General features: G+C 47.8%; 10 protein-coding genes. All 10 read right to left on the bottom strand.

What is annotated here, in order from left to right:
* Positions 1 to 89: 89 nt before the first annotated feature.
* A complete protein-coding gene (locus PIL01S_RS25905) occupies positions 90 to 857 on the bottom strand; it encodes a CAP domain-containing protein (RefSeq protein ID WP_127540392.1) in 768 nt (255 codons plus the stop codon).
* A 463-nt stretch (positions 858 to 1,320) separates the two neighbouring features.
* Positions 1,321 to 1,779: a GNAT family N-acetyltransferase gene (locus PIL01S_RS25900; RefSeq protein ID WP_095292715.1), complete on the bottom strand. Its 459-nt coding sequence runs from the start codon at positions 1,777 to 1,779 to the stop codon at positions 1,321 to 1,323.
* Complete coding sequence (purT, locus tag PIL01S_RS25895) at positions 1,769 to 2,956, bottom strand: formate-dependent phosphoribosylglycinamide formyltransferase (protein ID WP_127540390.1); 1,188 nt, start codon at positions 2,954 to 2,956, stop codon at positions 1,769 to 1,771. The genes PIL01S_RS25900 and purT overlap by 11 nt, the downstream gene beginning before the upstream one ends.
* A 136-nt stretch (positions 2,957 to 3,092) precedes the next feature.
* Positions 3,093 to 4,943 (bottom strand): ABC transporter ATP-binding protein, encoded by a 1,851-nt coding sequence (locus PIL01S_RS25890; protein ID WP_127540388.1) that lies wholly within the window; start codon positions 4,941 to 4,943, stop codon positions 3,093 to 3,095.
* Entirely contained in the window at positions 4,940 to 6,712 is a 1,773-nt protein-coding gene (locus PIL01S_RS25885) for an ABC transporter ATP-binding protein (protein WP_127540386.1), read from the bottom strand. Before PIL01S_RS25885 ends, PIL01S_RS25890 begins: the two co-directional genes overlap by 4 nt.
* 268 nt (positions 6,713 to 6,980) lie before the next feature.
* Positions 6,981 to 10,655, bottom strand: coding sequence for a dynamin family protein (locus tag PIL01S_RS25880; protein WP_127540384.1), 3,675 nt, complete (start codon positions 10,653 to 10,655; stop codon positions 6,981 to 6,983).
* Positions 10,656 to 10,964: 309 nt separating this feature from the next.
* Positions 10,965 to 11,237 (bottom strand): NAD/NADP transhydrogenase alpha subunit, encoded by a 273-nt coding sequence (locus PIL01S_RS25875; RefSeq protein ID WP_095292936.1) that lies wholly within the window; start codon positions 11,235 to 11,237, stop codon positions 10,965 to 10,967.
* Between the two features lie 23 nt (positions 11,238 to 11,260).
* Complete coding sequence (gene nth, locus PIL01S_RS25870; RefSeq protein WP_127540382.1) at positions 11,261 to 11,956, bottom strand: endonuclease III; 696 nt, start codon at positions 11,954 to 11,956, stop codon at positions 11,261 to 11,263.
* A gap of 163 nt (positions 11,957 to 12,119) precedes the next feature.
* A complete protein-coding gene (locus PIL01S_RS25865; protein WP_127540380.1) occupies positions 12,120 to 14,858 on the bottom strand; it encodes an S-layer homology domain-containing protein in 2,739 nt (912 codons plus the stop codon).
* A gap of 71 nt (positions 14,859 to 14,929) precedes the next feature.
* On the bottom strand, positions 14,930 to 15,640 hold the full coding sequence (locus PIL01S_RS25860) for a GerMN domain-containing protein (RefSeq protein ID WP_127540378.1): 711 nt from the start codon (positions 15,638 to 15,640) through the stop codon (positions 14,930 to 14,932).
* Positions 15,641 to 15,652: the final 12 nt, after the last annotated feature.

Here is a 15,652-nt window from a genome sequence, read left to right as displayed (position 1 = left end):
AATGAAAAAAGGCTATGCCTCACACAGATTTCGCTGTGCAGACATAACCTTTTTTCGAATTAAATCTGAACGTTATTCATTCAAATGACTTATTTGCCGATAAATTCTTGAGCCCAGTAACCATTGTAGTATCCAACACCGATTTGAGTAAAGTTTTTGCTCAGGATATTCGCACGGTGTCCTTCACTGTTCATCCATGCAGTAACGACTTCCTGAGGCGTTTTTTGACCTTTGGCGATGTTCTCACCAGCATAGCTGTAAGTTACTCCAAATTGTTTCATCATATCAAATGGAGAACCATACGTTGGTGATTGGTGATCAAAATAGTTGTTGTTGCTCATGTCTTTTGCTTTGGCAAGAGCGACTTTATCCAGAAGTGCATCGGATGCCAGTGCGCTCAGACCTGCTTTGGCACGCTCAGCATTCACCAGTTTTACAACCTGTGCTGCGAAATCGGATTGAGCCGACTCACTACCACTGTTGCTTGTGTTGTTACCTGTATTACCTGTGTTGCCAGTGCTTCCGCTGTTCTCAGGTTTTTCCGTTGGTGCAGGAGCCGGTTTCTCTTCTTGCGTTGGTTGAGACGGTTTAGTTGTTTCTGGTTTTGTTGTTTCTGGTTTTGTTGTTTCCGGCTTTGCTGTCGGTTGTTTAACAACCTGACCATTCGATACCGTAATTCCGTTATCCTTCATCCACTTTTCAAGCAATGTTTTCAGGCTAGTTGCATCCGTAAGTTTAATTGTAGCTTTATATGTGGACACCTCTGCCGCAGAAGCAGAAGCAGGGAGCATAATTCCTACGGCCAGTACAGCTGTCAGACTTCCAGCGACGACGGTTTTCAACAAGTTCTTTTTCAAATTCATTCATCTCCTCGAAAATTAATTAGTTACAACTTTGTAATGAATACTCTAGCAGTATACCAATTCATACGAGTGATGTGAACCTATAAATTATGGAAAAGTTACTTTTTTGTAATCTTTAACTTCGTTTCAAAAGCATCAAACTGGTTTAAATGTTTAAGTCACGCTTTAAGACATGAACCTATTTCCGTAGGTGCAGTAGAAGTTGGATTATAGTTTTGATAGGGTACCAAATACATGATAGCCTCATTGCCTGTCCCAATTGTATATGGCTTAACAGTTTTTTTCATGTGGACTGCCTACTACACACTATCATATATGAAAACCATCCTTTAAGGGGCGTCCTTATTTAACCAAAAAAAAGACATCCGGAATAAATACATCTTGTCCGAATGTCTCGAGTTACCTGTACATCAACGATCTGGTTGAGGAATAGGTACCTTATTTTGAAGAATCTTTTCTATAGAAGGACTTTACTGAAACGATATCCTCTCTTTTGAAAGCCAATATGCTCATAGAAAGAATACGTTGATGAAGCAACTTCACGATTCGCACCGGTGACAAACAATTGTTTCCCACCTTGCTGTCTGCCCCAGTCCTCAGCACGAGCCATCAGACGACGGCCAATTCCGCCTCCACGGTACTCTTGCCCTACAATCAAGGACGTAATTTGAGCGGCAGGTTCTGGATAGGCATGACTTTGCACACATTGCAAGCCGATCATACCAATAATTTGTTCATCCACTTCGGCAACAAGCATGCACGCGTTTGGATTACTCTCCAAACCTTCAATGCGCTCTTTCATAACATTGGCTGTTGTCGGATAGCTGACCTCTCGCATCAGTCCCGTTACCGCTTCAGCATCTCGCAGTTCACACTCTCGGATCGTCAGTACAGGGGCCTGGGCATTATTGGACATGATTTACCTCCACTTTCAGCATATTTGCGGCTTGAACCGCCGTTTTTCGAGCTTCTTCCACATATTGGCCTGCACTAAGTGCCACAGCCATCCGGCGTCCCACTTTGACCTCAGGTTTGCCAAATACACGAACCTGCGTACGTGGAAGAGCCAGTGCTTCTTCAATCCCGCCTATAGTAAAGTCGGATGTTTCATGATTGGCCTTCAGCGTAGCTGAGGCTCCAGGTGTAAGCAGATGTACATCTGTTACAGGGAAACCCAGAATTGCACGCACATGCAGCGCAAACTCGGAGCTATCTTGCGTTACCATGGTAACCATACCTGTATCATGCGGACGAGGTGATACCTCGCTGAACACAACTCCGTCCGAAGTCAAGAATAGTTCGACACCGAACAGTCCATAACCACCTAGCTCATCGGTAACAGACTTGGCAATATGACAAGCTTGCTCCCATTGCTGCGGAGTCATTGCATGCGGCTGCCAAGATTCGACATAATCTCCATCCTTCTGAATGTGACCAATCGGAGGACAAAATACAGTTCCTGATACAGATCTTACGGTGAGCAGCGTTATTTCACTGTCAAATTTCACAAAGCTCTCCACGATGACACGTACAGATTTGCCGCGCGCTCCAGAAAGAGCGATATTCCAGCAATTCTCCACGTCATCCGGCGTGCGGCATACACTCTGCCCTTTACCGGAAGAACTCATCAATGGTTTGATCACACAAGGTGTACCCAGTTCACGAACGGCTTCTTGAAGCTCTTCCAAGTTGTTCGCAAATAGATAGGCTGCTGTCGGAAGTTTCAATTGTTCTGCCGCCAAACGCCGGATGCCTTCGCGATCCATGGTTAAACGGGCAGCACGTGCCGTCGGCACAACACAAAATCCCTCTTCTTCAAGCTCCAACAAGGCTTCTGTCGCAATCGCTTCGATCTCCGGTACGATGTAATGAGGTTTTTCCTTGCGGATCAATTGTTTCAAAGCTTCGGCATCTAACATGTCGATGCAGTAAGACCGGTGTGCTACCTGCATGGCAGGTGCATTGTCATAACGATCAACAGCGATCGTTTCAACTCCCAGTCGATGGGCCTCAATAACGACCTCTTTTCCCAATTCTCCGCTACCCAGCAGTAGCATTTTTTTGGCTTGAGCCGTAAAAGGAGCACCCCACATGTTCTTTCCAATCCTCCCAAAGAGAAATCTTCTATATCTGTCTCTCTATTTTCGGGGTTTTGGTTAAAGATTGCAAGGGTGCTCCCTATTTTTCTTGTGAATTTTACAAGATTTTTTGTGTTTTTTCGATCAATTTTTACAAAAATCTGTATTGAGCTTCTATTAATCCATTATAAACTCCTTGTTTCTGGATAAGTTGCTCATGGTTTCCTTCTTCCTTGATTTCACCGTGATCGAGCACAATAATGTTATCTGCATTCCGGATCGTCGAGAGTCGGTGAGCGACCATGAAAGAGGTTCTGCCTTTAAGCAGCACTTTCAGTGCTTCCTGAATTTTGAGCTCTGTCTCGGTATCGATGCTTGCTGTTGCTTCATCCAAAATAAGAATCCGTGGATCCGCGAGCAAGGCACGGGCGAAGGACAACAGCTGCCGTTGTCCCATGGACAGCACGTTTCCTCTTTCTTCAACCTCCGTATCATATCCACCAGGCAGCTTCATAATAAATTCGTGAGCATTGACTGCCTTCGCAGCCTCCTCCACTTCTTCATTTGTTGCATCCAGTCTGCCAAATCGAATATTGTCTCGAATCGTTCCGGAGAAGATAAAGGTATCCTGCAAGACAATGCTTACCTGACTGCGCAGACTCTCAACCCTAATATCCTGTATATCATGGCCGTCAATCGTCAGTCTTCCTCCGGAAATATCATAGAAGCGGCTAATCAGGTTGATAATTGTACTTTTTCCTGAGCCGGTGTGACCAACCAGTGCAATGGACTCGCCTGCTGCAGCCTTAAAGCTGATTCCTTTAAGCGCCTGTCTGCCTTTCTCGTATTCAAAAACGACATTGTCAAAAACGATATCGCCTTTAATAGAAGGAATCGGCTTCGCACCCGGTTTGTTTGCAATGCTTGGTTCCTCATCCATGAATTCGAAAATACGTTCGGAGGAAGCCATAGCTACCAGCAGTTGATTGTACATCTGGCCCAGACGGTTGATCGGATCCCAGAAGTTACCGACATAGTTGGCGAAGGCTACAAGCAAACCAACAGTTAACTGACCATCTTGAATCAGGTAGGCACCAAACCAGAACAGGATCAATGTACCGAAACCGCCGGTAATTTCAATAAGCGGTCCAAAGCCCTGGTTCATGGCTGATGCTTTGTCCCATGATTTTTTGCTGGACATGTTCATGTTGTCAAAGTATTTCATGTTTTCTTTTTCCTGTGTATACGCCTGAGTCACTCGAATCCCCTGAATGGATTCATTCAAGTGGGAGTTGATGCGGGAGTTCTTCATGCGTACATCCTGCCAGGCACGGCGGATCAATACGCGCAGCTTGGTGGAGATAATAAACATGATCGGTACCGTAATAATAACGGCAAGGCCGAGTTTCCAGTTGATAAGCATCAAAATAACGATAATTCCCAATAACTGCACGCAGTCGATCATGACGTTGACTGCACCATTGGTGAACAAATCCTGCAATGAGTTGATATCATTCGTGACACGAACGAGTACGGACCCCGCCGGTCTTTTGTCAAAAAAGTTAAAGGACAGTTTCTGAATATGTTTGAACAGATCCGAGCGAAGGTCATAAATGACCCGCTGTCCTATAATGTTGGTTAATTTGATCCGGTACGTATTGGCAGCCCATTGAATGAGATAGAGCAGGAGTACCGAACCCCCAATAATATATAACAGGGTCATGCTTGGCAGTCCGCTCTCCGGTGCTATGGCTCTGTCAATCGCCAGACTGATCAAGAAAGGAACCGATAATTTCGTGATCGTACCCAAAATCATCATCAATATGATCAGCGGCAGAAGCTGCCTTGCGTAAGGTTTCATATAGCCGAACAAACGTCCAAATTCTTTCCAGTTAAACGGTTTCTCAATGATCTCATCGTCCTGATAAACGAATCGTTCATTTATATTCTTCTCAGAGGTCCCTTTGACCTCGCGCCTGTCTGCTACCGTTTCGGCACTCATGAGTTCACCTGCTCCCCAGCCTCCCGCTTGCCGCGGGCGATGTAGTCTGCGTATTGAATTTTGTAAACATCCTGATATGGTCCAGGTTCTTCAATAAGACGTTTGTGTGTGCCGCGCTGAACGACACGCCCTTCATCCAGTACCAGGATCTCATCTGCATGTCGCAGTGAGGAAATCCGGTGTGCAATGATAAAGGTTGTTCTTCCTCGCATAACTTCCTGGAAACCGGACTGGATCTCATGCTCGGTCTCCATATCCACTGCACTAGTTGCATCATCAAGTACTAGAATTTTCGGATTTTTGAGCAAGGCTCTTGCAATCGCAATCCGCTGTTTCTGACCGCCGGAGAGACCCATGCCTCGTTCACCAACAACCGTGTCATATCCGTCCGGAAACTCCATAATGAAATCATGTGCTTTGGCCAGCTTCGCTGCCCGAATAATGTCATCCATGCTTACGTTTTTGAGACCATACGAGATATTGTTGCGTATGCTGGAAGAGAACAGGAACGTTTCCTGAAATACGGATGCGATCTGGCTCCGCAAGCTGCGTATCCCCATGTCCTTAATATTTTTGCCATCCAATTTGATGGTTCCCGAATTGACGTTATACGCACGCATCAAGAGCTGAATAATGGTGGATTTACCGGAACCTGTGCCTCCGAGGAAACCGATAACCGAGCCCGGAGGTGCATCAAAATTGATATCGGTTACGGCCGCCATTTTATTGCCATACGCAAAGGTTACAGAATCAAACGTTACATGCCCCTTTACCTGATCAGCCTCGACAATGATTGGATCTTCTGTCTCCTGCACGTCCACCGGTGTATTCAGCAGTTCAAGCACCCGTTCGCCCGAAGCTTTGGATTGCGTATAGTTGTTGATATGGAATCCAAGGTTCCACATTGGTCCGATTATGTACCAGATCAAACTGAAAAAGGCAACGAGTTCACCAAGTGACAAGGTCCGATTAATGACCATTCTTCCTCCAATGATAAGAAGGAGTACAACGCTTACAGAAGCAAGAATCTCCATGATGGGAAAATAACGACTCCACAATGTTGCAGCATGAATCTGATTCGTTTTATAACGCTCGTTGCGTGTGGAAAACTTCTCCACTTCGTAAGGCTCACGTGCAAAAGATTTTACGGTACGCACTCCAGTAATATTTTCCTGTACGGCTGTCGTCAATGAACTGAGCGCCAGTCGCATCTCCTGGAATGCAGGATGGATCTGGGATTCAAATCTTAGCGCAACAAAGGCAAGCAGAGGAATACATATGAGCGTCAGCAGGGTAAGCTGCCAACTCATCGTCATCATCATGATTGCGCCGAATACGACCATCAAAACCATGTTGAGGATCTGTGCGAAGCCAAATCCGATAAAGTTGCGGATGGCTTCCAGGTCTCCCGTGAGGCGGGACATCAGATCACCCGTCTTGGCCGTATCATAATACCGGAAGGATAAAAATTGAAGCTTTTCGTAACATGCGTTACGCAGTCGGTACGCCAGGAAGTTACCAAGCCGTCCTCCATAAAACCCGTGTAAAAACTGCATACCCGCTTTCAAAATCACAACACCTAACACGGTTAAAGCAAGTATGGGAACGTCTTCAAAATTGCGCGGTATAATTACATCATCAATCAGTATCCTGAGCAAATTCGGATACACCAGCCCGAGCGCGGTCGCTATGGCGAGGAACAAGATTGATACAAATAAATACGTGCGCTTTTCCCAAAAAAAGGTTTGCAGTTGCCTGAGAACATCCATGTTTCTCCTCCTCTTGTCTCGTTCAAAAACGGTATGAACATTTATGAAGTTTATCACCGTCCCCCATTCGCGGCAAAGCGAATAACTGACCATATTCAGGCTACTTTCTCCTTAATGCGTCATTAACAGGAATAAAAGACCACCTATCAATCAAATGTTTGAATATTCTCTTTGTTTCAGGTTGTTCGGACAAAAAAAGGCTCCCTGTATGACCTGGTCGGTCAGGAGCCTTTTTGCAGATACATATGCATACACTCTACGTGTATACTTATTCGTGTACGAATTGCTGCACTTGGGCTGAAAGACTGTACCATTCCTCTGCTGGAACGCCACTTGTCAGTGTCTCATTCAATGCGGCAACAGCTTCTTTCAGTCGCTCTTCCAACTGGCTGGCTTGATGCTGCAGCGACTGGTGCAGTTGGGCATCATAGAACTGAACCAGTTTTTCCTGTGCAGCAGGAAGAGCGCCAGCCACCATTTGTTTGATGACCGGATCGAGCGCTTCCTGGAGTCGTTGTCTCCCCTCACCTTCAAAGAATTGCTTAGGGTTGCGGAAGTAACTGAGATACGTTTTCCATCCTGACGGTTCCTCCAGCCGGATTTCCTCGAGCACAGGTGTACTCCAGTTCTCATTAAAAGCAAGCGAAAGATCCATTCCGCCTGATCGCTCTTTAAGTTCCTGAACGCAATCATCGATCTGTCTCATTAACCAGCTCTTCCCTGCCTGTTCCAGTCGGAGTGTCGTCGCAAGCAATTCCTGTTCCAGCTCTACAGCGATCATACGCAGCAGTTCACGTCCGCATGCTGCAAATGCACCTTTTAGATTACCACGGTCTTCCCGCAGAACGGAAGGATGAAACGCTTCTGCCATAAAGAGCCCCAGTCGATAACCCAGCCGCTGTCTAACATGAAAGAGCAATTCAGCCGTCTCCTGAGCAAGCTCTTCTCTCATGGAGCGCTCGGCAAGGGTTCGGATTCGCACGAGAGACTGATCCATGACGGCATGCAGTTCCTGCCTCCGCTGCTGCAGCACTTCTTCACCCTGAACCGCATCGTGTGCACGCTGATCTAACCGCTGGATAACCCTCGACAGTTCTTCGGCAGCACCTCCAACCGCAAGGTCAGCAAGTTCTGTGCCGGCAAACCGATTGAACTCTTCCTCAAAACGAAGGAAACCGGATTGCTCAAGCATATCCGCATCTCCCATGCTTTTGCCTTCCATGGCAAGCAGGCTGGAAACCGGAAACAATCGTGGGGCCCGAATCCCATTCGTTCGAAGCTGCGTACTGACATGCTCCAGTACCTGTTCAAGTTCATCTTCGGATGATGATAAGTCACTGGCATTCACCACGAAGAACATCTGGTCCATGGCCGAGCTGTCTTTCACCCGTCCCAGTTGGTTGAGAAACTGTCGATCCCCCTGGGAGAAAGCATGGTTGTAGTAGGTTACAAAGATAAGCGCATCCGCATTCTTCATATAATTGAATGTAACACCCGTATGACGTGCATTCACCGAATCGGCCCCAGGTGTATCGACCAGCACAATGCCTTGCTCCGTAACGTCACAGCTGTAGTACAGATCAATGCTGTCGACAAAGCAGGATTTCCGTTCATTGGCCACAAAATTTCGGTATCCGTTAAGGTCTACCTGAACATCTTGACCAAGCTGATCCATCGTGTCATCCCAGCCTGCAGCTGCCGCCTGCAGGAAGCTGTAGTGCGGCCGTCCTGCGGGATGTACATCTTGGGGCGATAAGGACTGGACCCGTTTCTGCCAATCCGCTCCCGGTTCGCCCAATCCAAGCAAACGGAAGGAATAGGCCAGATCTTCCTGAAACGCGGCCAGGGTCTTCATGCGGACCCGGGCCGTTCCATGCTCCGCGCCTCCGGCCGGAGCCATGATCCGGTTAATCGCCGCTGTCGTTGGATGCGGCGATACAGGGAGTACAGCTTCGCCCAGCAACGCGTTGGCGAAGGAGGATTTGCCGGCGCTGAAGGCTCCGAACAGCGCCAGAGTAAACGTGCCGCCCGCAAGCGAAGCCGCGCGTGCACGCAGGTCCCGTACCGCCGACCCCATGGCGGGGTACGGCTCTACCAGCGCAGCAGCGGCTTCCAGCCGTGCCGCAGCTGCGTCCAGGCGCCGGCGGCGCTGTGCGCCAGCCGCCGGCTGCATGTGCGCCGCAGCTTTGCGCGGCGGCGCTTCCGTCTGTGGCTGCGCAGCCACAGACGCGGATGTGCCCGGGTCAGAGCCGTGAGCTTCGCTCGGCTCTTGCGCGGGCACATGCGGGCCCTGCACCTCCGGCAACAGCCCGGAGGGGAGAGGGCCCGCAGGAGGCAGCAGGCTGCGCAGCCCTGCTGCCTCGGCGACGGCGGCGCGCTGCAGCGCCGTATAGCGCGCCGCCGCCGCGGATTGCGCCAGCACCGCTGCGCGGCTGGCGTCCAGCGCCTGAAGCGCGGCTTCGCCCTGCGCGCCCAGCGCCTCAAGCATCCGGTCGACCAGCATCATGGCCGACCTGCGGTAGCGGGCCTCAATCTCGCCCCGCACCTCCTTGCTGAATTGAAGCACATACTCGGGAGACACCTCTGCGCCAGCGCTTCGTTTCATCTCCAATAGTGCTTCATCCAGAACAGGCAATTCAGTATTCAATGCCTGTTCCCAGTCCGTGTTCCACAGCTGATGGGCTTCTCCCAGCTTCCGAAGCATGGTGCGAATATGCACTTCCACTTGACCCGAAGTTTGATCCTGCAGCATTTTAACGAGCTCAGCTGCACGGCGCTGCTTTTCCTGTTCGGTCTTCCCACCTGAGAAAAGCAATCCTACCCGAAATCCAGGTTTCCGGCTCTCAAGATAGGCTGCGGCCGAAGTACGGATATCTGCAGGAGTGAGGTTGGCATTCGATAACAGGGACTCCAGCTCCCCCCGGAACTTCTCACGCTCCCGTGAGGGCTTGGCACGAAGCTCGTCTTCTTCAGCCTTTAACTTATCCAGCTCTCGTTCAAGTCGTTCAATGCCTTCCTGTCCTCCGATTTCGTCCAGCAGAGCTGCCTCTTCGTCCTCTCGCCGTTCAGCCTGTCTGATGATGTGCTGCTCGGTGATGTGACTGGCCGAACTTGCAAGACTATGACGAATGAGTGCTTCCTTCTCGTTCAACATGTGTTGAATCAAATCAGGGAGCACATGCCATTGGTTATAACGATGATCCTTATCGCGAAGCGAAGTGAACAAGAGCCCATCATATCTGACTTCCCACGCGTCAAAAATCGCCTCTACACCTTTCACATACTCGTCAAACGCTAGCTCACGTTCCCTATGCTTATCAATCTGATTCACGATGAGAAACAGCGGCTTCCCCCAATCCGATAGGCTTTTGGCGAAAGACAAATTGCTCTCAGACTGAACATGGTTATAATCCATCACATAAAAGACCACATCAGCAAGGTGAAGCGCCGAATGTGTTGCCAAGCCATGTCCCCGGTCAGTCGAGTCCACACCTGGTGTATCGAGCAGCACAGCATCATCTGCCAGCAAAGGGATGTCATCCCACACTTCAATGGAACGATATGCACCACCATTCTTGCAGTACTCTTCCAGTTGCTCAGGAGAGACTTCAAGCGGATCTGCGAGTACTTCCTGATTGTCAGCGCTTTCGTTAGCTGCCGTATAAATCAGCGCTCGCGGCGCGCCATTGCGAATGGACACCACATTGGCACTTGTCGGCACAGGGCTTGATGGCAGCACCCGTTTACCACATAAACTATTGATCAAACTTGATTTTCCTGCAGAGAAGTGTCCACAAAACGCGATCGTCAATTGCTTCATCTCTGCCTTGCTCATCAGATCTGTTAACGCATGTACAGCAGTATGGTCCTCTGTCTGCTCCATTGCCTTGCGCAGCGAAAGCAGTGGTTCAGCCAATTCTACTGGGTAATCTGTTCTGGTCATGTCTGGCCTTCCCCCTGGCTCCTCTTTATTGTACCTGTCATGTCTTTATAATAAATGTATTTTAACATTAGACAAACCGAATTTGAACGGTTTCGTTCATTTAAAGCTAAGCGTTGCAGAAAGAAAACATCATTTTTACTTAAAAAAAATAAAACCGATCTGTCGGTTTTATCTGAATAATGGTTCTATTGATTACACAATGCTGTTCACTGTGCGCAGCTATGTATGCTGCATTCAATGCCCGCATGAACTTATGTGATAAGCTCAACGCCAGCATTGATGCAACATGTCTTGCATTGACCAGGAGAATTAGGAAACAGCATTCTCCAGGGAAGGCAGCAAAATTTCAAATACTTGTCCATGCTGCAAAATCGTAATGTCTCTTCCTTTGTCTCTCATAACCACAACTTCCGGTTTGGTAGACATACGCTCCAAATAGTGCTCAGGCACGTCGCCAGAGTGGCTTACTGTGATGCCTTCGACTTCTTTCTCTTCGTTCTCAGCCATTTCCTGTTCTACGATTTGCTCAAAAATATCGGAGAAGGCCTCAAAATTGTCAGTGTACACGGAAATGCATTTCATCATTACTCATCCTCTTCTGGTCATTAATTTATTTTTCGTTTTGGGCTTGTAGCACGTTCCTTATCTTTCCTGATTTGGGACGTTTTCATACGCTTTTTCCCTTCCCGGCATACGTCCAGCAATGGACAAATATGACACGCGGGATTTTGCGCCTTGCAATGGTAGCGTCCAAAGAAAATAATCCGGTGGTGAGTTAAAGTCCACTCATCCCGGGGTACGCGCTTCATCAGTTTTTTCTCGACTTCAAGTACGGAGTCGTCCCAGCCTGCCAGCCCGAGCCGTTTGGATACACGTTCAACATGCGTATCCACCGCAATGGCCGGTACACCAAATGCATTGGAAACAACCACATTCGCGGTCTTCCGCCCTACACCTGGCAGCGTCACAAGCTGATCATGTTCCTGCGGTACATCACCGCCATACTGCTCTATTAAAATACGGCACATGTTCTGAATATGCTTGGCCTTGTTCCGGTACAAGCCAATACGCCGGATGTCCTGTTCCAACTCTTCGAGCGGAACCGCCAGATAGTCGGCAGGACTGGTGTACTTTTGGAACAAGTCTGCAGTCACCTTGTTTACCGTTTCATCGGTACACTGGGCAGACAACAGGACAGCTACAGTCAATTCAAACGCATTGCTGTGATTTAATTCGCAATGTGCATCAGGGAACATCGCTTCCATCGTATCGAGTATGTGCCTAACCGTCGCTGCATTCATGAAGAGCTACCTCCCACAAAATCACCACACGGTGTGGAGACTTACTTTCCAAGCTTATTTCGAGTGCTCTGATGGGACGCCAAAAAGCTTGCAAAAAAAACGTCCTGATGGGGGAAAGATCCCGCATCAAGACGGTCATTCTTTTGATCCTCGAAAAAAACGATTACTGTTTTTGGATCTCCATGACTACGTTATTCAGGAGATACAATACAATATTATCATTATCTTTGAGAGATTGCACGCTTAAAGTGTTGTCACCCTGGTGAACAAATACGCCTGTACCAAGTGCAAAACGGTAATTTGTATCTGAAGTGGACTCACGTTTAACCAGGATTTGGTTACCAACGCCATCATAAGACCAGAACTGCTTACTCATAATGGTCATCACTCTGAAACGAGTGGAATTATCCGTATCCTTGGTCATTTCGACACGGTCACCCACTGTAAGGCTGTTTAACGTGGTTAATGTAGAGCCGGACTTGATTACTTTTACAGCACCGCTAACAGGTACGGTTTCGCTCTGTCCATTAAACAACTTCAGCGTTACCGAAGTCGCATCAACAGATGTCACTTCTGCCAACGTCCGTTTCACGACCTGAACCGCTTTAGGAGTCGTTCCTTCGAAAGTCACGTTAATCAAATTCCCGGCAGTCAGTTGAGAAGCTGTAATACTTTGTCCACCTTCACCTGTCAAAACAGCCTGATCCACGTAAAACTGGCTTGTCAGGGAGTCCGATTTTACACGAACACGACCATTGGTCTCTACAGATACGACTTCAAATTGTGCCACGGTGTTCAATGACACTTTTTGTACGTAATCCTGATTGGATCCAAGCGTAACGGTTACTTTATCACCAATCTTCAGGTCACTCAGACTTGCTCCAGACTTGTTGTAGATCTCTACTGCCGGAACGGTAGAATAAGGAACCGTGATGGTTTGATTACCAGACAATACGCTGATGGTTTTTTTATTTGTATCCATGCCGCTAAGCGTACCTTCGTATTTGTAAATGACTTTTACGGACAACGCTCTGGTTCCGACATACGTCAGATCGAGTTTGCGCCCTTCGTTCAATAGCGATTCCAATCCTGCAAGCGTAGGCTTGGTTGTATTGTAGTCCAGCTTCGTTTTGTCATCCAGCGTAAATACAAATGGTTTTTTGTTACTGTCAAGTACAGTCAACACTTTGGTTTTGCTGTTGTAAGAAACTACTGAAGCACCGTTCATCGGTTCCATCTGACGTCCAATAACCTGAATTCGAGTTACACGATCTTCACCATTTAGCGTCAGCTCAACCTGGTCACCATTCGTTGCATCTGTAATCAGATCTGACAATGATGCGTCCTGGATTCCGTTGATTACTACCTCCGGATTTTCCGCCAGCAGTTTCGCCTCAAGAGAGCCACCTTCACGTTTAAACGTCAATGTGGACTGATTGCCACCAATCTCCACCAGCGTGCCACGTACAGACTGCTCTACACCCTGAGACAATTCAATGCTTTGCAAAACACTGTCCTTCACGGTGTATTTTACTGCACTGCCTGCTTTAAGCTCTGCTAGAGACAGAATTCGATCCTGATAACGAATAATCAGATTATCACCATACGTAAACTGCTCTGTGGTTCCTGCTGCATTCGTGAACTTGATCGTTTTCCCGGTTGTGCTCACTTCCGCAATCACTCCGCTGTCACTTTTGTTGACAATGCCGGACTTCACGCGGATGGCCACCGTTTTTTTGTCTGCGGAGAAGGTCTCACGCTGTACTTCAATAATGCTGTCAGCTGTAATATCAGCCAACTTGATCGCATTTCCGTTCTGGTCGATAAATGCCGTTGCTTCATCATACCCGTAAGTTTCATAGTTCTCGCCAACAAAGATCCCAATTTTATTGCCCGACAACGAACGCGCAAATGTACCTTCGACGCTCTCCACCTGCGGCGTCGCATCGATGACTTCCACATAAGCTGCATTTCCAGCAGATCCAACTACCTGTACTTTGGTATAGAGTTGAACATTCGGTTCTGCCGCACGTGTCTCACTATCTTTTGTAAAATATGGAGTGCTGCTGTTCACCGTAAAGTTTGTTACTTTACCATTAACCAGCAGGCTGATCTGACCATCTTTTAATCCAGTTACATAACCCGTGTACGTGTTCGGATAAGCTGTATCTGTTAACGCTTCTCCTCTGCTAAAGAAAGTCGCTAATTGGGCCCGGGTTACCGATCCGGTTGGATTAAATTTGTTGCCTTCCACACCTTTGGCAAGCTCCAGGCTCACTGCCAGATTGACGTAACCTTTGCCATCTGTGGAGATGCTTGCATCATCGGCGAAGCCAGTGGACTGACTGTTCTGAGCCTTCGCTTCAGCCTCTTTGTCCAATGAACGGATCAGCAGCTTGGTAATCCACTCACGCGATGCAGGCTTTTGTCCCCATGTTGTTTTAGATACGTCTGCTGTAGCTTCTTCCGTTTTATCAATCAGTCCCAGTTGAAGCGCCAAAGCCACATATGGCTTGAAATAATTCCCCACTTCCATATTTGTCGGTAATGCCGTAGCCGTGCTGTCGTTCAACTGGCCTTCCTGGTTCATAAAACGGATCGCCATGGTTACAGCTTCCTGTTGTGTTACCGCATCTCCAGGACGGAACAGACCATTGTTACCGAGAAGGATACCTTGGTTTGCCAGCTTATATACATGCTTCTCAGCCCAGTATCCAACCTTGATATCACTGAACAAACCTGCAGGTGCAGTCGTATTGCTTACAGCCGCAGTCTGGCTCTGCTCCGCTTCTGTTGATTCTGCTGCCATGGCAGCTCCGCCAGCGCTAAGGGCCATCATGCCTGCAAGCACGGCTGATACTACTTTTTTAGAGTGTGATGGATTGTTATATTTAAAAGTCACCTATGATTTCCCCTCTCATGTAAAACGGTCGATATCCATTGGAAAACGGTAAAACAACATGCTGCAGGAAACTATTCGGATCTTGTCATTGGATGCTCAAGATCGACATGGCCCATCAAGCTCTCAGATTGCTGCCCGTCCACTAGCAAATCAAGCGATTTAACTTCATCAAACTGGAAGAATGTTTTCTTCAAGGCATCAATTGCATAGGCTTCTCCACCTGCACCAAGACGTGCAGTATCAGGCATATGAATGTCCAATGTAAGTGCACCTGCATCAAATTTTACGGACTTCAATTCAATATCTTTGGCCCACAGTGGAACAAGTTTGTCATCAGACGTTTGTTGTAAAGCCGCAAATGCTTCCTTGTATTTATCATCATCTGCTGCATAGGAGATACTCGCAGTGGCTTCATGCAGATCCAGCTCTTCCGGATCGGTATAAAACACCTTGATTGTTTTTTGTTCTGTACTCTGTGAAGTGCTGCTCGAATCCGTAGAAGTTCCTCCCGAAGAAGTTGTTCCTTCTGAACCTGAGCTGGAAGGTGTTGAATCCGGTGTAGATGTTGTACCTTCTGTTTCCACAGTTACAGGATCAGTAATTTCCGTATCGTTTGTCTCATTTGTCTCATTCTCATTCGTTTGATCCTCAGGGACACTAACTTCCGTACCTGCCCCTTGAGTCTGACTTGGAGCAGGAGCTGCTGTTGGCTTGCTTCCGCATCCGGCAGCAACTGCCATAACCGTTACCAGCAGTGCTGCAATCCATATTTTTTTGTTCATTCTAACTCCGCC

This window comes from Paenibacillus illinoisensis NBRC 15959 (genome assembly GCF_004000925.1).
Lineage (GTDB): Bacteria > Bacillota > Bacilli > Paenibacillales > Paenibacillaceae > Paenibacillus > Paenibacillus illinoisensis.
Note: the sequence above shows the minus strand (reverse complement) of the source record. Positions and strands in the feature narration are given on the sequence as shown.

What these genes read in the sequence shown, in the direction of transcription:
- PIL01S_RS25880 (WP_127540384.1), bottom strand. Translation starts at nt 10,655, where the DNA reads ATGACCAGAACAGATTACCCAGTAGAATTGGCTGAACCACTGCTTTCG.
- PIL01S_RS25860 (WP_127540378.1), bottom strand. Translation starts at nt 15,640, where the DNA reads ATGAACAAAAAAATATGGATTGCAGCACTGCTGGTAACGGTTATGGCA.
- PIL01S_RS25885 (WP_127540386.1), bottom strand. Translation starts at nt 6,712, where the DNA reads ATGGATGTTCTCAGGCAACTGCAAACCTTTTTTTGGGAAAAGCGCACG.
- PIL01S_RS25900 (WP_095292715.1), bottom strand. Translation starts at nt 1,779, where the DNA reads ATGTCCAATAATGCCCAGGCCCCTGTACTGACGATCCGAGAGTGTGAA.
- PIL01S_RS25890 (WP_127540388.1), bottom strand. Translation starts at nt 4,943, where the DNA reads ATGAGTGCCGAAACGGTAGCAGACAGGCGCGAGGTCAAAGGGACCTCT.
- nth (WP_127540382.1), bottom strand. Translation starts at nt 11,956, where the DNA reads ATGAATGCAGCGACGGTTAGGCACATACTCGATACGATGGAAGCGATG.
- purT (WP_127540390.1), bottom strand. Translation starts at nt 2,956, where the DNA reads ATGTGGGGTGCTCCTTTTACGGCTCAAGCCAAAAAAATGCTACTGCTG.
- PIL01S_RS25875 (WP_095292936.1), bottom strand. Translation starts at nt 11,237, where the DNA reads ATGAAATGCATTTCCGTGTACACTGACAATTTTGAGGCCTTCTCCGAT.